18 protein-coding genes are annotated in these 18,034 nt (G+C 38.1%); all 18 read left to right on the plus strand.

The genetic code is table 11. The features are described from left to right. Window positions 1-119 precede the first annotated feature (119 nt). Window positions 120-1,160: a YpbB family protein gene (locus FPQ10_RS00740; protein ID WP_186278480.1), complete on the plus strand. Its 1,041-nt coding sequence runs from the start codon at window positions 120-122 to the stop codon at window positions 1,158-1,160. A 5-nt stretch (window positions 1,161-1,165) separates the two neighbouring features. Beyond that, complete coding sequence (locus FPQ10_RS00745) at window positions 1,166-2,635, plus strand: RecQ family ATP-dependent DNA helicase (RefSeq protein WP_144158752.1); 1,470 nt, start codon at window positions 1,166-1,168, stop codon at window positions 2,633-2,635. A 4-nt stretch (window positions 2,636-2,639) separates the two neighbouring features. Continuing rightward, window positions 2,640-3,224, plus strand: coding sequence for a CPBP family intramembrane glutamic endopeptidase (locus FPQ10_RS00750; protein WP_144158755.1), 585 nt, complete (start codon window positions 2,640-2,642; stop codon window positions 3,222-3,224). Between the two features lie 6 nt (window positions 3,225-3,230). Beyond that, complete coding sequence (locus tag FPQ10_RS00755; RefSeq protein WP_144158758.1) at window positions 3,231-3,464, plus strand: hypothetical protein; 234 nt, start codon at window positions 3,231-3,233, stop codon at window positions 3,462-3,464. A 121-nt stretch (window positions 3,465-3,585) separates the two neighbouring features. Then, complete coding sequence (locus FPQ10_RS00760) at window positions 3,586-4,221, plus strand: CBS domain-containing protein (protein WP_186278481.1); 636 nt, start codon at window positions 3,586-3,588, stop codon at window positions 4,219-4,221. A gap of 176 nt (window positions 4,222-4,397) precedes the next feature. Beyond that, on the plus strand, window positions 4,398-4,973 hold the full coding sequence (locus FPQ10_RS00765; protein WP_144158764.1) for an adaptor protein MecA: 576 nt from the start codon (window positions 4,398-4,400) through the stop codon (window positions 4,971-4,973). A 21-nt stretch (window positions 4,974-4,994) separates the two neighbouring features. Further along, a complete protein-coding gene (locus FPQ10_RS00770; protein ID WP_144158767.1) occupies window positions 4,995-5,927 on the plus strand; it encodes a D-alanine--D-alanine ligase family protein in 933 nt (310 codons plus the stop codon). Between the two features lie 108 nt (window positions 5,928-6,035). Further along, on the plus strand, window positions 6,036-7,307 hold the full coding sequence (locus FPQ10_RS00775) for a Glu/Leu/Phe/Val family dehydrogenase (RefSeq protein WP_144158770.1): 1,272 nt from the start codon (window positions 6,036-6,038) through the stop codon (window positions 7,305-7,307). A gap of 230 nt (window positions 7,308-7,537) precedes the next feature. After that, window positions 7,538-8,518: a YpdA family putative bacillithiol disulfide reductase gene (locus FPQ10_RS00780; RefSeq protein ID WP_144158773.1), complete on the plus strand. Its 981-nt coding sequence runs from the start codon at window positions 7,538-7,540 to the stop codon at window positions 8,516-8,518. 18 nt (window positions 8,519-8,536) lie between these two features. Further along, window positions 8,537-9,490 (plus strand): asparaginase, encoded by a 954-nt coding sequence (locus FPQ10_RS00785; RefSeq protein WP_144158776.1) that lies wholly within the window; start codon window positions 8,537-8,539, stop codon window positions 9,488-9,490. A gap of 295 nt (window positions 9,491-9,785) precedes the next feature. Continuing rightward, window positions 9,786-10,592, plus strand: coding sequence for a spore cortex-lytic enzyme (gene sleB, locus FPQ10_RS00790; RefSeq protein ID WP_144158779.1), 807 nt, complete (start codon window positions 9,786-9,788; stop codon window positions 10,590-10,592). Window positions 10,593-10,608: 16 nt separating this feature from the next. Continuing rightward, window positions 10,609-11,949 (plus strand): germination protein YpeB, encoded by a 1,341-nt coding sequence (gene ypeB, locus FPQ10_RS00795; protein WP_144158782.1) that lies wholly within the window; start codon window positions 10,609-10,611, stop codon window positions 11,947-11,949. A 91-nt stretch (window positions 11,950-12,040) separates the two neighbouring features. After that, on the plus strand, window positions 12,041-12,730 hold the full coding sequence (locus FPQ10_RS00800) for a flagellar brake protein (RefSeq protein ID WP_216686507.1): 690 nt from the start codon (window positions 12,041-12,043) through the stop codon (window positions 12,728-12,730). Beyond that, on the plus strand, window positions 12,727-13,410 hold the full coding sequence (gene cmk / locus FPQ10_RS00805) for a (d)CMP kinase (RefSeq protein WP_144158788.1): 684 nt from the start codon (window positions 12,727-12,729) through the stop codon (window positions 13,408-13,410). The genes FPQ10_RS00800 and cmk overlap by 4 nt, the downstream gene beginning before the upstream one ends. After that, window positions 13,411-13,992 (plus strand): lysophospholipid acyltransferase family protein, encoded by a 582-nt coding sequence (locus FPQ10_RS00810; RefSeq protein ID WP_144158791.1) that lies wholly within the window; start codon window positions 13,411-13,413, stop codon window positions 13,990-13,992. It begins immediately after the preceding gene. 63 nt (window positions 13,993-14,055) lie between these two features. After that, complete coding sequence (gene rpsA, locus FPQ10_RS00815) at window positions 14,056-15,195, plus strand: 30S ribosomal protein S1 (RefSeq protein WP_144158794.1); 1,140 nt, start codon at window positions 14,056-14,058, stop codon at window positions 15,193-15,195. A 461-nt stretch (window positions 15,196-15,656) separates the two neighbouring features. Then, entirely contained in the window at window positions 15,657-16,967 is a 1,311-nt protein-coding gene (gene der / locus FPQ10_RS00820) for a ribosome biogenesis GTPase Der (RefSeq protein WP_144158797.1), read from the plus strand. A 16-nt stretch (window positions 16,968-16,983) separates the two neighbouring features. Then, window positions 16,984-18,012, plus strand: a complete 1,029-nt coding sequence (locus FPQ10_RS00825) for an NAD(P)H-dependent glycerol-3-phosphate dehydrogenase (protein WP_144158800.1) — start codon at window positions 16,984-16,986, stop codon at window positions 18,010-18,012. Window positions 18,013-18,034 lie beyond the last annotated feature (22 nt).

Raw genomic sequence — 18,034 nt, forward strand, 5'->3', positions numbered from 1 at the left:
ATTGTTTCATTGTAATTATTGGCACCATTTAATTCAATAAATTGATATAATAAAGGCACAGACAATGTTCGATGTATTTCGAGGAACTTAAAAATTGCATTGATTGTAAGGAGATCACCATGCATTATCGAGAATTGTTATTATTTTTATTCAAAAAGTTAGAACATGAACGATCAGTAAATGCAGTATTTCACTTGTTAAAAGGTAAAAAATCAGCTCAGACATTGCAAGATGCATACCTTTTTCAAATCGAAAATTTTTATGGTATCGATCGTAAATTGAAAAAAACGACTTTCAATAATCATGTGAAGGATTTAATAGAAAACCATTATATTCAAGTGGCGAATGACCAAGCACTATTGACAGAACAAGGTGATCAATATCTCAGTGGTAAGCGTCTTCAAAGTTATTATCAGATGAAAGGACATAAATACCATCAAATTGACCGAGAGTTCAAGCAAGGTCTATTCCTATTAATTCAAACGGTTTCAATGCTCATTCATGAAGAGAATAAGTTTATTCCAATCGTAGACCAATCATATATTCAAGCGAAAGTGAGAGAACTTTTACGAGATTATTCCATGCAGTTCGACACGATTGCTGAGCAACTATATGGTGAATTACATACCGTTTTATCAACGATTGATGATTGCCTTGCTACGGTTTTGCTAAAACAATGTTCCGGATATGATCGGGTGGGTATGAGTGAACAGCAAATCGCCGATGAAGAAAATGTTTACAAAGAAGATCTACATCTTCAGTCGATCGCCGCAATCCATAACATTCTTGAGACAATCACAGAACATCCTGAGCAGTATTCATTACTCACAAGGTTAATTTGGAAAAAAACGAACCGACTAACCGCTTCAGCGCAAGAAACATTTGACCTTTATCAGGCTGGACATACGCTTGATGAAATTGCTTCCCTTCGCCAGTTAAAAGTCAGTACGATTCAAGATCACTTTGTGGAAATTGCAACGCATAAGAAAAATTTCAATATTTATTCATTCATTTCCGAACAAGTTTTAGATCAAATTCAGGAAGCCATACAAAATACATCGACTAGAAAATTGAAACCTATCAAAGAACGACTCCATGAAGAAATCGATTATTTCCACATCCGCTTGGCTATTGCCAATATGAATGATGAAAAGGAGTAATACAGATGAACTCAACAACACCCCATGATATCGAGCATGAGTTAATCAAACTATTTGGCTTTAAACAATTCCGAGTTGGTCAACGAGAGATCATTGAATCGATTAGGAATGGAAACCATACATTGGCCACTTTACCGACCGGAAGTGGTAAGTCCATTTGTTATCAGCTTCCAGCTTTAATCGGAGAAGGTTTGACCATTGTCGTTTCTCCATTAATTTCGTTAATGATCGATCAAGTCAAACTATTGAAGGCACAAGGGATTAAGCGAGTGGCAAGCTTAAACAGTATGATGAATGCCAAACAAAAATCAGCCGTCATTAACCAATTAGATGCTTATAAATTACTTTACTGTTCACCAGAAATGCTACAACAAGAACAAGTCCAACAAGCTCTATCAAACAAAAAAATTGATTACTTTGTCATTGATGAAGCACACTGTATCAGTCAATGGGGACATGAATTTCGACCAGATTTCTTACGACTTAAGGATGTCATTAAAAGATTCAACAACCCAACTGTACTGGCACTAAGCGCAACGGCAACACCTGCCATTCGTCAAGATATCATCAAGCAATTAGAACTTCCCATGAAGCAACTCATCTATCCGATTGATCGACCAAATATAACATTTTCAGTAGATGAAGTAACTCCGAATCGAAAAGACGAACGGTTGACTGAATTGATTGAGCAAAAGAGTATCCCGACAATGATTTATTTCTCTTCACGAAAAGTGAGCGAGTCTATTTGCCGGTTGCTGCAAACGAAATTCCCTGACCGGCGAGTCGCCTATTACCATGGTGGGATGGAACAAGACGAACGGTTGTTGATTCAACAACAGTTTATGAATGATCAGTTGGATATCATTTGCTGTACGAGTGCTTTTGGTATGGGTGTCAATAAATCAAACATTCGTCTAGTGATCCATTACCATATGCCTGCCACAATCGAATCTTTTATTCAGGAGGTTGGAAGAGCGGGGAGAGACGGTGAACAAAGTGTTTCGATATTACTGTATGCTCCAGGAGACGAATTTCTACCTTTCCAACTGATACAGACTGAATTGCCTACAGAAGATGAAGTGAACTTATTTCTTAGGGAGAATCTAAACGGACAACTGGAAGATTATTTGAATGAAACGAAGATCCGTTTTTTAGAACTGCAAACAGAACAACATCAACAACTTCATCAAGACGATCGAAGAAGGGAAATTATCCAATACAGAGATGAACGGGAAAGAATCAAACAACAGAGCATATTCAAACTAGTCGATTGGATCAAATCAGCTACATGCCGCCGCGTTGGTCTGTTTTATCATTTTCAGAAAGAAGTAACCAAGGCTCAATATGAATGTTGTGATTCCTGTGATTTCCGACTAGAGAATTGGCGACATACTTTTGAATCCTACCAAAAGAAAGAGAGATCTATACAAAAAAACTGGAAAGCATTACTTGATGAATTGCTAATTAGAGGGTGAGTAAATGGGACAAAAGAAAAGAAAAAAGCAAGCTGAGTTAATCCAGGAACTAACCGATCAAGAACTCGTTTGGAATGTTGTCGCATCTCAATTGATATTTTTATTTTTGGCGGCCATTGCTAGTTTTTTTCTATTTTCTTGGAATGAATTATTTGGATTATTTGATTTTCAATGGATGGAGATTTTTCTTTACGGGCTTATTCCCGGAACCGTTGTGGTGATCATTGATCTGCTTCTTATACGGTTCGTCCCAAAGAAACACTGGGACGACGGTGGTGTGAATGAAAAAATCTTCCGTTCCCTAAATGCTGGTCAAATCCTTTTGTTGGCCACTGTCATTGGTATATCTGAAGAATTCCTTTTTCGTGGCGTTATTCATACAGAATTAGGGTATATAGTAGCAAGTTCTATTTTTGCTCTCGTTCACGTGAGATACTTACGTAAGCCTGTATTATTGGTTTCTGTTATCCTCTTGTCCTTCCTGATTGGCTATATGTATGAAATAACCGGCAACTTACTCGTGCCAATCGTAGCACATATTTGGATCGACTTTTTGCTGGGAATATATTATCGATATCGATTGAGGTGATTGGATATGCAAGAAGCAAAGAAATCAGTTGAATTAGACAAGCAAATCCTCACAACACAACAAAGTGAAATCATGGATGACGTAACACTTCCGAGTCGACGGGAACGTAAAACCCGGAGAAACCATAGAGCCCAAAAAGAGGCTGTTGACAAAGAATTTTTCTTTTCTCATTTATTTCTAAACGGAATGGTTATTGTTTTTATACTATTGATCTTATCAATCCCTTTTTTTTATTTATAAATATTCATGTAGATGAAAGAATTTTTACAGCAGAAATAGAACATCAAAATTCAGAAGATAGAAGGACTCTTTCGATTGGATGTTGAATACTATCATAACAGTCGAAAAAGGAGGAATGCCTGTGTTTGTCAGAAGTGTGATGATGCCAAAAACCCAGTGTCTTTTCGTTGAAGGCGAAGAAACACTGCAAGAAGTATTAGATATATTCAATAAAAATGATATTGAAGGTATGCCAGTTGTCGAACAAGGAAAATATAAAGGAATGATTACGAAGCAACGAATTTATGAACATTATTTTGAGATTGTTGAAGAGAACAAGCAATTATTTTTAGAAAATCATCGTGTTAATGAGGTCCTCAGCAATGAAAATGTCTATGTTCATAAAGACGAAGTATTCGAAAGTGCTTTCACCACATTAAAAGGCGCACCGATTATTGCAGTAGTCGATCATGACAACACGTTTTTGGGAATCGTCACAAGATACGATGTCATCGAACAATTCGAAAGTGTCTTTGGAATGAAAAAACAAGGGACACGTATTACATTTTCAACAACTGAGCAAGAAGGTATATTATACAGATTGACTGATATTATTCGTTCTTACCAAGTAAATGTGATTTCATTGACGACGTTCGATGAAACAGTTAAATTAACAAGGAGGATCGTTCTTAAAATCGATACGAAAGAAAACACACAGCAGTTTATCGATGAGCTCGAAAAGAATGGTTTTCGAATATTGGATGTGAAAGAGCTTTAATGAAAGTGACTCCAGTTAAGCGACTGGAGTCCGTTTTGTACATAAAATCGGGGCAAACTCTTTTTAATGTTGGTTGGATGCTTTAAAATAAAGAATTATGACTTTTTGATTTTGACCAGGCTTTATTTGTTGGATGAAATCATATAGTAGTATAAAATACTTTTGGGGGTGGTTACGTGCGTTTAGAGAGATTAAGCGTTAACCAATTCAAAATTTTTTTGACATACAATGATCTAAAAGAACGCGGATACTCTAAAGAAGAATTGTGGAACAACTTACCAAAAGCTAACGAGCTTTTTCAAGATATGTTATATGAAGCTTGCGATGAACTCGGGATTGAACTGGATGGAAAATTAGTCGTTCAGGTTTATATGTTGCAAGCTCAAGGTATGGTAATTGTAGTTACTCAAAATAACGAAGGAATGTCGAATGAAGATTTCATCGAGTTGAAAGTCACTATGGATGAGAGCAAAGAATTGATGTTTGTGTTTGATGATTTTGAAGATGTCATTCAAGCCGCTGGTTCATTTAAGAAGCTTACTGAACGTCAAGCATCTCTGTATTATTATGAAGGCTATTATTTCGTCAAAATACATGATGAAGAACTACTAAATGACCAATCTAAAGAAGAAATTATCTCGATGATATCAGAATTTTCTTCTCCATCGACAATGACCTCTTACGTACTGAATGAATATGGGAAATGCATAGTTGAACAAAATGCCTTTGAAATCATTCAAAAGTATTTTTAAATCTGAATAAAGGGTGACAGGATGAGAATTGCAGTTTTATATGGTGGGACATCGAAAGAAAGAGAAGTATCTTTATCAACAGGAGAAGGTATGATCAAAGCGCTTCGCCATTTAGGACACGATGTCGTTGCGATTGACTTTAATCCCGCCAAACTTACTCAACATATCAACGATTTAGAAAATGTAGATTTTGTATTAATTGGATTACACGGTAAACAAGGGGAAGATGGAAGGGTTCAAGGGTTCTTGGAATTGTTGGATCTCCCATATCTCGGCTCGGGTGTTCTTGCTTCCTCTTTAGCTATGGATAAATCCCGAGCAAAGCAAATTTTTGCAAATGAAGGGTTACCGATTGCTCGAAGTCAGACGTTTAGCAAAAAAATGAACATCAAAGAAATTTATCAAACAGTGATCGAGACGTTTGACTATCCATTCGTCATTAAACCGAATCAAGAAGGTTCAACACTAGGGCTAACGTTCGTTCATCAACAGGAAGAAGTTGAAAAAGCCCTTCATCTTGCTTTTTCCCATGATGATCAATTGATTGTTGAAGACTTTGTTGAAGGTAGAGAGTTGACAGTGTCTGTTTTTGGCGATCAGGGTGAAGAAGAAGCTTTGCCAATCATTGAAATTATCCCTAAAAATAAATATTATGATTATGAAGCAAAATATAGTGAAGGCGGGAGTCAACATATTGTTCCTGCAAATATTGCAGAGTCGCTGACAAACCGTATTCAATCCTTGGCTGTTAAGGCACACCAGGCATTAGGTTGCGAATCCTATTCACGTGTGGACTTTATTTTGAATAGTGAGGGCGAACCGATTATCTTGGAGGTTAATACTTTACCCGGTATGACTCCGACAAGTTTATATCCAGATGCAGCTGCAGCAATTGGTTTAAGCTACGAGGATATGTTGGAAAAATTGGTTCGTTTAGCTATGAAAAATTATTGATAAAAATCTCATAAATTATGGTTGCATAAAGTTATATTGGATGTATACTAATCATTGAAAGCCTGTTTAATGATCTATATAGGTTGCTTAATTTTAGGAGGTAAATGAATGGTAGCCGAAAATTCAGCAGATTCCAAAAACGAAAAAAATGATATTTTATTATCCACCCAAGAAGTGATTAAGGAAGCTTTAGATAAATTAGGCTATCCGAACGAAGCATTTGAGTTGATGAAAGAGCCAATGCGGATGATTACTGTTCGGATTCCAGTGCGGATGGATGATGGAAAAACGAAAGTGTTTACGGGTTACCGGGCACAGCACAATGATGCCATTGGACCGACAAAAGGTGGCGTACGTTTCCATCCGAATGTGACAGAAAAGGAAGTTAGTGCCTTGTCCATTTGGATGACGTTAAAATCCGGGATTGTCGACCTTCCATATGGTGGAGGTAAAGGTGGAATCATTTGTGATCCAAGAGAAATGTCTTTTCGTGAATTAGAGGCATTGAGTAGAGGTTATGTTCGTGCACTCTCTCAAGTAGTTGGACCGACGAAGGACATTCCAGCTCCTGACGTCTTCACAAACTCACAGATCATGGCTTGGATGATGGATGAGTATAGTCGAATTGACGAATTCAACAGTCCTGGTTTCATTACTGGAAAGCCAATTGTTCTTGGTGGTTCTCACGGACGGGAATCTGCTACAGCAAAAGGTGTAACAATTTGTATCGAAGAAGCAGCGAAAAAGCGCGGAATTAGTGTTAAAGGAGCTAGAGTTATTGTACAAGGCTTCGGAAATGCGGGCAGTTTCTTAGCGAAGTTTATGCACGACATGGGTGCTAAAGTCATTGCCATTTCTGATGCTGAAGGTGCATTACACGATCCAGACGGATTGGATATTGACTATCTATTGGATAGAAGAGATAGCTTCGGCACTGTAACCAATCTGTTTGATGACACAATCACAAACCAAGAAATGCTTGAACTAGATACGGATATTTTGGTTCCTGCAGCTGTACAAAATCAGATTACAGAAGAAAATGCGCACAATATCAAAGCAGATATTGTTGTTGAAGCAGCGAATGGTCCAACAACATTAGAAGCGACTAAAATCTTGACAGAGCGTGGAATCTTGCTAGTACCAGATGTTCTTGCTTCCTCTGGCGGAGTTACTGTATCTTATTTTGAATGGGTACAAAACAACCAAGGATATTACTGGAAAGACGAAGAGGTTCAAGAGAAACTTCGTGAAGTGCTTGTTCGTTCTTTCAATAATGTGTACACAACCTCTCAGAATCGTCAAATCGATATGCGTTTAGCGGCATATATGGTTGGTGTACGGAGAGCGACAGAAGCTGCAAGATATAGAGGTTGGATTTAATATTTTGTTTATTTATTAATCGCCAATGGATGGAATATACGTTCATTGGCTTTTTATTGTCTTTGTGGGCCTAAATAAACGAAGAACGTAATAACCACAAAGTTTAACTTAATTGATTGATTCTGTATGCTTCTTCTCCTATCATTAATTTTGGTAGGATTTTTTATATAATTAATTTGAAGAGATTAAATAGGTGCTTAGAAGCGTTTAACTAACAGGAGTGTATAAAGATGAAAAAGGAAAAAGTCATTATTATTGGTGCGGGACCTTGTGGTCTATCAACCGCTATTGAATTGAAGAACATCGGAATCGACCCACTCATCATTGAAAAAGGAAGTGTGGTAGATGCGATTTATAATTACCCGACACATCAAATGTTTTTTAGTTCGTCTGATCGATTGGAAATTGGACAAATACCGTTTGTATCCGAAAGACAAAAGCCGATTCGAAATGAAGCATTGAACTATTATCGAACTGTTGCTTCACGAACAGGACTTCGAATCAATACCTTTGAGGAAGTTCAACACGTTCAAAAACAATCGGATTACTTTCAAGTACAGTCGATTGATGATAAAGAAAATGAGAACGTATACCAAGCAGATTATGTAGTTATGGCCACCGGGTATTATGGACAGCCGAACTACATGGGAATCAAGGGTGAGCATTTACCGCATGTTTCCCATTATTTTAAAGAGGCACATCCTTTTTTCAATAAAAAGATTGTCATCATTGGCGGAAAAAACTCAGCAGTGGATGCTACATTAGAATTAGAGAAAGCAGGTGCAGAAGTAACAGTTCTTTACAGAGGATCTGATTATTCTGCCAGTGTTAAACCATGGATTTTACCGCTGTTCGATTCATTGATGCGAAATGAGAAAGCAACGATTCACTTTAATGCAATACCAAAAGAAATCACTAAAAGTCATGTCGTTTATGATAAAAATGGTGAGGAACATTCGGTTGAAGCCGATTTTGTTTTTGCAATGACAGGCTATCAACCAGATCAACCGTTCTTGAGAGAAAGCGGCATTCAGCTCGATCAATCGGCTTGTCCGATGTATGATCCTGACACGATGGAAACCAATGTTGAAAATCTCTACATTGCCGGTGTTGTAGCTGCTGGATATAACAATAATAAAATTTTTATCGAAAATGGTCGATTTCATGGTGGCTTGATTGCCGAGAATATTCGACAAAAAATTATGCAATAAGAATGGTGGGTGGTTTATTTGAAAAAAGTTGTACTGATTACAACAGGCGGAACGATTGCCAGCAAACCGAAAGAACCGAGTGGAAAGTTGGACTCTGGTGCGATGTCTGGTGAAGAACTTGCAGAGTTATGTGACTTGCCACAAGATATTGATGTAGAAATTGATTCTGCCATTCAGAAGCCCAGTATTCATTTGACTGGTGATGATTGGATCTTATTAAAAAATAGAATTGAAGAACATTTCGATAACCCAGAAATAGATGGTGTCGTTGTTACGCATGGGACAGACACATTGGAAGAGACAGCCTATTTTTTTGATTTAACAATCGCTGATGAACGTCCTGTCGTCGTGACAGGATCGCAACGGTCAATTGCCGATTTAGGTAGTGATGTATACATTAATTTACGTCACGCCATTTACTCAGCCTGCCATCCTGACCTGAAAAAGTGTGGCACAGTTGTTGTTTTCAATGAGCGAATTTTCGCAGCACGCTATGTTAAAAAGGAACATGCGAGCAACATTCAAGGATTTAATGCTTTTGGATTTGGTTATTTGGGAATTATCGATAATGATGATGTTTATTTATTTCAAAAACCTGCAAACCGAGAGTATTATCAAGTGAACAGTACCTTGCCTCGCGTAGACATCGTGAAGTGTCATATTGATAGTGATGGTGTCATGTTAGATGCATTAGCAAATGCGGGAAGTGAAGGAATTATTATCGAAGGTGTAGGCCGCGGTCAAGTGGCCCCCTCCATGATGCCCGCAATCAAACGTTGTATTGAAAAAGGAATCTATGTGGTCATAACAACATCTTCAGAAGAGGGTTCTGTCTATCCAACCTATGATTATCCTGGAAGCGCTCATAATTTACACAATGAGCAAGTAGTCCTTGGCCGAGATTTTGATAGCAAAAAAGCCCGTGTGCGATTAAGTGTTCAACTGGCCGCAAAAGAAAATGTGCAATTTTAACTAGCAATGAATCAATTTTATAAATTAGAGACTATGTACTCCTGCGGAAAACGAAGTGGATCCGGAGAAACACAGATAGCACAACTAAATCTTTCTTTAAAAAACGATTTTGAAATACTGTAAGTTTTAAATTTCTCAAATTGGTTCAGGATGAATTATATATTTCCTTGATTGAAAAAAACTGAGAACTGGAGGATGTTTTTCTCCGGTTCTCAGTTTTTTGTGTTTCTGTCGCATAAATTTTGAACTCAGGCGAAAAATATGGAAAGTCACAGTGAATCGAGGAGGTTAATCTATGGACCAGAAAAAGTTGAAGTTAATGATTATGCCATTATTACTTGTTGCAGGTTTGACATTTTTTGCCCCCCAAAAGCCAGCAGAAGCATTTACAAACCAAGTTATACAGCAAGGGTCTGTTGGTGAAGATGTCATCGAATTACAAGCAAGACTTCAGTATATTGGTTTTTACAATGGTGATATTGATGGTGTTTTTGGATGGCAAACATATTGGGCAACCCGAAATTTTCAATACGAATTCGGCATCAAAGTAGATGGTTATGTAGGTGAAAAAACAAAGCAAGCCCTCGAACGAGCGACAGAATATGATCAAAGTTATGTACAAGAACAAAGGAATCAAGGCAAAGACTTCACGCATTATGGAGGCCAAGATAATAATCAGGAACAACAAGCGACCGGCCAAGAGTCAGAAGCTCCAGCACCAACTGCTGTGAACGTACCAAAAGGTTTTTCACAAAACGATATTCGTTTGATGGCTCAGGCTGTTTATGGCGAAGCGAGAGGGGAGCCATATGAGGGACAAGTTGCTGTTGCAGCTGTAATTTTAAACAGAATTGAAAGCTCGACATTCCCTGACACGATTTCTGGGGTGGTTTTTGAACCACTTGCATTTACAGCAGTCGCAGATGGACAAATTTACATGGAGCCGAATGAAACAGCAAAAGAAGCTGTCATGGACGCCATTAATGGTTGGGATCCCTCTGGTGGAGCGACCTATTATTTCAATCCGGATACAGCAACTTCGGACTGGATTTGGGGAAGACCTCAAATTAAACGGATTGGGAAACACATTTTTTGTAATTAAAACGGAGGTGTGACTATTGGTTCGATGGATAACGATCACAGTGTTAAGCGTTGTGTTGATTGGTGTTGGAATATGGGGTTATCAAGAACACCAAGACAAGAATGCAGTACTTGTTCATGCTGAAAACGGATATCAACGAGCATTTCACGATTTAACTTATCGCATTGATCTCTTGAATGATAAGATTAGTACGGTTATGGCTACCAATACGCCTGAACGGCTCTCGCCACAGATGGCGGATATTTGGAAAATCACTTCAGAAGCACATAGTGATGTCGGTATGTTACCACTATCCCTTTTGCCGTTTAATAAAACGCAGGAATTTTTAAGTAACATCGGTGAATATTCATATCGTGTGGCTGTTCGTCAACTTGATGATGATCCATTGGAACAAAAAGAACTGGATTATTTGGCTGAACTATATGAGCAGTCAAATGAAGTTAAAAGGGACTTAAGAAAAGTTCAACATGAAGTATTGAATGAAGGGTTACGCTGGATGGATGTAGAAATTGCCTTAGCAACAAATGAACCTGGTGATAACACGGTTATTGATGGATTTCAAACGGTCGAGACCAATGCAGAAAGTTACGTCGAAGCTGGAAGTCAGTTCGGATTGACAGCAACGGCAGAAGATGAAAAAGATATTCAGCTGGAAGGTGATCCGATAACAGAAGAAGAAGCCAGTCAATTTATTCGCAAGCACTTTGATTTAGAAGAGTCTCTTGAATTAAATGTTTCTGAATCGATGGATGGATCCGACTTACCTGTGTATTATTTTTCCTTTGAAAATGACACACACCGTGGCTATGCCGAGATTACGAAACAGAGTGGTCACGTTGTTTCATTTATATTGAATCGAGACTTCCAAGAACGTGAAATAAGCTTACACGAGGGGATGAACCGGGCGGCTGAGCAACTGAAAGATCTAGGTTATGAAAATATGGAGCCAACCGAATCGATGCAATATGAAAAAGTCGGCGTTTACACCTTTGTTCGGACAGAGGATGATGTCTTTTATCAACCGGATCGCATCCAAATAAAAGTGGCATTGGATAATGGTGAAATTACAGCTTTATCAGCTCGAGATTATTTAGTTAATCATTATTCGAGGTCCGATGTTGATTACGAACAAAATATCACAGAACAAGAAGCAATGGAATTAGTCAATCCACAACTCGAAGTGGGAGAATCGAAGTTGGCCGTGATTAAAAACGATTTAGGCGATGAAGTATTGACTTATGAATTTATTGGACAAGCAAACGACTCTACCTACAAAGTGTATATTAATGCAGATGACGGGTTTGAAGAAGGCGTTGAACGTCTAAAAAATAGTGAACGAATTTTTGAATCCTCTTAACATGAAAAAGGGAAAGACAAAAACATGTCTTTTCCTTTTTCGTTTTTTTTGTAATAATAAGTATATCTACTCACGAAGGGAAATGGTGGCGATGTTTACAATAGGTATGCGAGTCACACTAGAAATGGACCAAAATGGAGAAAAAGAGCAATATACGAGTAAGGTAATCGAATTTGATAGAAATTATCTGTATCTTACATATCCTTCCCACCAACGTAAGGGGACAACAACTTATGTAGAAGATGGGAAGCCTGCTGACCTATCAGTCATCGGTTCCAATAATGTCGTTTATAAATTTTCTTCAGAAATATTAGGTAGAAAAAAGATCAAGAAAATTCCTGTCCTCTATATTCGTATACCTCATTCAACAGAAGTCAAAAAAATTCAACGTAGACAGTACGTTCGTGTGGAAAGTGCACTGGATGTTGCAGTATACTCTTTAGATGAAGAGAAATCTCCGTTAATTACAAGATCCGTCGATATCAGTGGTGGTGGATTAGCTGTCGTGGCTGATTCGAAAGATCGGTTCGAACCAGATGAGACTGTTCAGTTAACCATCGTGTTACCGTTTAATTCTAATCGCTATGAATATATTGAATGCTCCGGACAAGTCATTCGTTATTTTATGGATCAGCAACATGCAGAACCGCGCATATCCGTTAAATTTACCGATATTCAATCACAAAACCGAGAAAAAATTATTAAGTTTATTTTTGAAAAACAATTAGAAGAACGAAGGAAATTAAGTAATTATCAAAATACCAGGAGGAAGCGTATATGAGAATTGCAATAGATGGACCTGCAGCTGCGGGGAAGAGTACTGTAGCTAAATTATTGGCGAAAGAGTTAGGTTATTTATACATAGATACAGGAGCGATGTATCGCGCTTTGACATTAGCTGCCTTAAAATCCTCTGTAGACTTAGAGAAAGAACATGAATTAGTTGAATTGGCGAATGATACATCCATTACATTCCAAGCAGGAGCAGACGGACAGCAAGAAATTTATGTAAACGAAATCAATGTTTCGAAAGCCATTCGTGATAAAGATGTGACGAATCACGTTTCGATTGTGGCCAAACATCGATTGATACGTGAAAAAATGGTTTCGATGCAACAGCAATTAGCGGAAAAAGGGAATGTCGTTATGGATGGAAGGGACATAGGTACGCACGTCCTTCCAAATGCAGAAGTAAAAATCTTCTTAATCGCTTCAGTTACTGAAAGGGCAGAGCGACGACATAAAGAGAATGTAGAGAATGGGTTTGATTCTGACTTAGAAACGTTAAAAGATGAAATTCGTAAACGCGATCAATTGGATTCTGAACGGGATGTTTCACCGTTGGTAAAAGCTGATGATGCCATTGAATTGGATACGACATCGATGAGTATAAATGAAGTGAAAGACCAGATTCTTTCAATTGTCATTCAAAAAGAAGTAAGTGAAGAAGGGAAATCATAAATGTTATATCCATTGGGGAAATTTCTTGTTTCTGTATTATTCAAAATTCTATTCAAAATCAAGGTCATCGGCAAAGAAAATATACCTAAGAATGGACCTGTAATCATTTGTTCCAATCACATATCTAATTATGACCCACCAACCGTTGGAATCACGGCTCCTCGAACCATTCATTTCATGGCTAAAGAAGAGTTGTTTGAGAAAAAAGGGTTAGGTTTTATTTTAAGAAATGTCAATGCTTTTCCTGTTAAACGTGGCATGCGTGACCGGAATGCTTTACGAAAAGGTTTGAAACTGTTGGATGAAGGGAAAGTATTAGGACTATTTCCAGAAGGCACTAGGAGTAAAGATGGCGTAGTTAAAAAAGGACTTGCTGGAGCCGGTTTTTTCGCTATGCGATCAAATGCAACAGTCATTCCTTGTGCAATCATCGGTCAGTATGAACGTTCCAAACCATTGACGGTTATTTACGGGAAGCCGATTGAGTTTCAATCTTTGAAAAACAACAAGCCATCCGCTCAAGAGGTCACCGATGAAATTATGGAAAATATACAGCGATTATTAGATGAATATAGAAAATGATGTTATGATTTATTTAGTGAAATATTAATGATGAAGAGTTTGGGTACGAAGGAGGATTTGGACATGGTAGAGAATCAAGAGAACCATGAAGTAAATGTCTTGAATGTTGGAGATGAATTGAATGTATCTGTATTGAAATTAGAGGAGAAGCAAGTAGTTGTCGATACAGGAACGAAATATGATGGTGTCATCCCTATTTCTGAACTTTCACATTTACATGTAGATCATACAAGCGAAGTGTTATCTGAAGGGGAAGAAGTGAGTGTCGTTGTCAAAAAAGTAGAAGAAGATACGATCATTCTTTCAAAAAAGATGAAAGACCGCGAAGTAGCATTTCAACAGTTGACTGAACGATTCGAAAATGAAGATGTTTTCGACGTGGAAGTCATTGAATCAGTCAATGGCGGTTTAGTCTTAAATGCTGGATTGAGTGCCTTTATGCCAGCTTCTCATGTGGAAACACACTATGTTGAAGACTTAAGTGCATATAAAGGTAAAACCTTATCTGTAAAAATTATTGAAATGGATGAAGAGAAAAATCGAATCATCGTTTCACATAAAGCAGTAGCCGAAAAAGAATTGGAAGCGAAAAAGCAAGAATTGCTTCAAGATCTCGAAATCGGTGACATTGTTGAAGGAACCGTTCAACGACTAGCCCCATTTGGTGTTTTTGTTGATTTAGGTGGAATGGATGGATTGGTTCACATTTCACAGTTATCCCATCAACATATTGACCAACCAAGCGATGTCGTAAGTGAAGGTGACCAATTGAAAGTAAAAGTCATTTCCGTCGATCGTGACAATGAACGAATTGGTCTCTCAGTGAAAGAAACACTGCCTGGTCCATGGGATCGAATTGAAGACCAAATTAATGAAGGAGAAATTGTAGAAGGAAATGTTGTTCGTCTCGTTCATTTTGGCGCTTTCGTAGAAGTACTTCCTGGAGTTGAGGGACTTGTGCATATTTCACAAATTTCGAAAGAACATATTGGTAGACCAGAAGAAGTACTGGAAGAAGGACAGAAAGTAAAAGCTAAAGTGCTTGAAGTCAATGGCGAAAAGAAACGGATCTCTTTAAGTATCCGTGAAATTGAAGAAGATCAAGATCGTTCAGAATATCAAAAGTATCAAAAGGACCAAGACGATCACACTTTCCAACTGGGTGACCTTGTTGGAGACAAGCTTAAAAAAATGAGAGATTAAAGATACACGAATTTTTTAAATGGAGTATCATCTTACAATATAATGATTGGATAGGCTGGGACTTAACTTACATTTATTAATCAGAAGGTGAACAGTGAATATGCTGAGCATTGAAATATACGTAGAATTTCAGGATGAAGAGAACTGGCATTGTCAAGGAACCATGATCAGAAGATGAGTTCTCTACAGTGATTTCTGAAAGGATCGTATTGATCTCTGAAACACAGACTATCACTTGTTTGTTCTTCTGATATAAAACAAATTTTGTCCCAGCTTTTTTATCCAATTGATCTTATTGGTTTTTACGGAAAGAAAATAAGCGAATGTACATCATAAACTCGCCTATTGATAAGTAAGTTTTATTGATTTAAATATCCGTTTTAGGATCCCTGAAAATCCATCGTTTATTTCTTTATACGTGCGTTAAAAAAATCTACTTAAGTTGTTAGGAATGAAATATTATGAGAAAGTCGACTATTGCTATCGTGGGCAGACCGAATGTCGGTAAATCAACTATTTTCAACCGTTTAGTTGGAGAACGAATTTCGATTGTTGAGGACACACCAGGTGTAACCCGTGATCGTATCTACGCAAAAGCAGAATGGTTAAATACAGAATTTAATATTATTGATACAGGTGGAATTGATTTAAGCGATGAGCCACTACTTGTCCAAGTAAGAGAGCAAGCTGAGATTGCAATTCATGAAGCGGATGTAATTGTCTTTTTGGTCAATGGCCGAGAAGGCATTACAAGTGCGGATGAAGAAGTGGCAAAAATGTTATATCGTTCCAATAAACCGGTTGTGCTGGCTGTGAATAAAGTTGATAGTTATGAAATGCAACATTTGATTTATGAGTATTACGCGCTAGGTTTTGGCCAGCCATTTCCGATTTCCGGTACACACGGTTTAGGATTAGGAGACCTATTGGATGAGGTCGTCAAACATTTTCCTGATCGAAGCAATGAAGTCGAAGATGAAGATCGGATCTATTTTTCCTTAATCGGAAGACCGAATGTCGGTAAATCCTCTCTTGTTAATTCTCTCTTAGGCGTAGAGCGTGTCATCGTCAGTGATATCGAAGGAACAACAAAAGATGCTGTTGACACTTCATTTACTAGGGAAGGAAGAGACTTTACGATTATTGATACGGCAGGGATGCGTAAAAGAGGAAAAGTATATGAAACGACCGAAAAGTATAGCGTCCTCCGTGCGATGAAAGCAATCGAACGTTCAGATGTCGCTCTTATTTTAATCGATGCTGACACAGGGATTCGAGAGCAAGATAAAAAAATCGCTGGTTACGCACACGATGCAGGACGTGCGATTGTTATTGTCGTAAACAAATGGGATACTGTTGAAAGCAGCCAGGATGCTATGCACAAATTCGAACAAGAGATCAGGAAACAATTTCAATTTTTGAGTTATGCACCAATTGTGTTTTTATCAGCAAAAACCAAAAAAAGACTACACACATTATTGCCGAAAATTGTCATGGCCGGTGAGAATCATGCCAAACGGGTGAAAACCAACGTCTTGAATGAAGTAATCGAAGACGCTTTGGCTGTCAATCCGACTCCGTCGATAAAAGGACAAAAACTAAAAATACTTTATGCTACTCAAGTGGCTACAAAGCCGCCAACATTTGTCGTATTCGTTAATGACCCACAGTTAATGCATTTCACATACGAACGGTTTCTTGAAAATCGAATACGAGAAGCTTTTGGTTTTGAGGGTACGCCCGTCAATATCTATGCCAGAAGAAGAAATTAATTGATGAGGTGGAATAATGAAAAAGGTTACAGTACTCGGTGCTGGGAGCTGGGGAACAGCTTTAGCCATGGTGCTGGCTCATAACGGACACGATGTTAGGTTATGGTCACACCGGAAAGATCAAGCAAATGAAATTAACGAACAGCAAACGAATGACAAATACTTGCCGGGCATACGGTTACCGGATGAAATCACTGGCTATCATGAGTTGAGTTTAGCTTTAGATAATGCAGACGCTGTTTTATTTGTCGTTCCGACGAAAGCGATGCGGGACGTTATTAAACAAGCTAAAGAGCATCTGACAAGCGAACAGGTTCTCATGCATGCATCAAAAGGTATTGAGCCTGAAACACATAAACGAATCTCTGAAATGATTGCCGAAGAATTAGGGGAACCATATGGTGAAAAAATAGTTGTTTTATCAGGTCCAAGCCATGCTGAAGAAGTTGCTTTGAAACAGCCAACAACAGTGACTGTTTCTTCACTACAGTTAAGCGAGGCTGAAAAAGCACAAGATTTGTTTATGAATAATGTTTTTCGGGTTTATACAAATGAAGATTTTATCGGTGTCGAGATTGGCGGAGCACTCAAAAATATAATCGCTCTCGGTGCTGGTATTTCAGATGGACTTGGATATGGAGATAATGCTAAAGCAGCACTGATCACTAGAGGTTTAGCTGAAATGGCAAAGCTTGGTGTTAAGTTGGGCGCAACACCATTAACCTTCGCAGGATTAACAGGTATAGGTGACCTCATTGTCACATGTACAAGCCAGCATAGTCGTAACTACCGAGCTGGACATATGTTAGGTGAAGGGTATAATTTACCCGATGTGCTTGATAAAATGGGAATGGTTGTCGAGGGTGTACGAACGACGAAGGCAGTCCATCAACTAGCTGAAAAAGAGGCTGTTGACATGCCGATTACAAGTGGTATTTACGACTTGCTTTTTGAAGGAAAAAATCCACGGCAGGTTGTAGACGACTTGATGCAACGAGGCAAAACAAATGAATTAAACGCTCTCTCAGTTGATTTTAAAAATTAAAAATTAATCACGTATCCTTCAA

Origin of the sequence: Allobacillus sp. SKP2-8 (genome assembly GCF_007559355.1) — a bacterium.
Lineage (GTDB): Bacteria > Bacillota > Bacilli > Bacillales > Alkalibacillaceae > Allobacillus > Allobacillus halotolerans.

What these genes read in the sequence shown, in the direction of transcription:
- FPQ10_RS00740 (WP_186278480.1), top strand. Translation starts at nt 120, where the DNA reads ATGCATTATCGAGAATTGTTATTATTTTTATTCAAAAAGTTAGAACAT.
- FPQ10_RS00745 (WP_144158752.1), top strand. Translation starts at nt 1,166, where the DNA reads ATGAACTCAACAACACCCCATGATATCGAGCATGAGTTAATCAAACTA.
- FPQ10_RS00750 (WP_144158755.1), top strand. Translation starts at nt 2,640, where the DNA reads ATGGGACAAAAGAAAAGAAAAAAGCAAGCTGAGTTAATCCAGGAACTA.
- FPQ10_RS00755 (WP_144158758.1), top strand. Translation starts at nt 3,231, where the DNA reads ATGCAAGAAGCAAAGAAATCAGTTGAATTAGACAAGCAAATCCTCACA.
- FPQ10_RS00770 (WP_144158767.1), top strand. Translation starts at nt 4,995, where the DNA reads ATGAGAATTGCAGTTTTATATGGTGGGACATCGAAAGAAAGAGAAGTA.
- FPQ10_RS00775 (WP_144158770.1), top strand. Translation starts at nt 6,036, where the DNA reads ATGGTAGCCGAAAATTCAGCAGATTCCAAAAACGAAAAAAATGATATT.
- FPQ10_RS00780 (WP_144158773.1), top strand. Translation starts at nt 7,538, where the DNA reads ATGAAAAAGGAAAAAGTCATTATTATTGGTGCGGGACCTTGTGGTCTA.
- sleB (WP_144158779.1), top strand. Translation starts at nt 9,786, where the DNA reads ATGGACCAGAAAAAGTTGAAGTTAATGATTATGCCATTATTACTTGTT.
- FPQ10_RS00800 (WP_216686507.1), top strand. Translation starts at nt 12,041, where the DNA reads ATGTTTACAATAGGTATGCGAGTCACACTAGAAATGGACCAAAATGGA.
- cmk (WP_144158788.1), top strand. Translation starts at nt 12,727, where the DNA reads ATGAGAATTGCAATAGATGGACCTGCAGCTGCGGGGAAGAGTACTGTA.
- FPQ10_RS00810 (WP_144158791.1), top strand. Translation starts at nt 13,411, where the DNA reads ATGTTATATCCATTGGGGAAATTTCTTGTTTCTGTATTATTCAAAATT.
- rpsA (WP_144158794.1), top strand. Translation starts at nt 14,056, where the DNA reads ATGGTAGAGAATCAAGAGAACCATGAAGTAAATGTCTTGAATGTTGGA.
- der (WP_144158797.1), top strand. Translation starts at nt 15,657, where the DNA reads ATGAGAAAGTCGACTATTGCTATCGTGGGCAGACCGAATGTCGGTAAA.
- FPQ10_RS00825 (WP_144158800.1), top strand. Translation starts at nt 16,984, where the DNA reads ATGAAAAAGGTTACAGTACTCGGTGCTGGGAGCTGGGGAACAGCTTTA.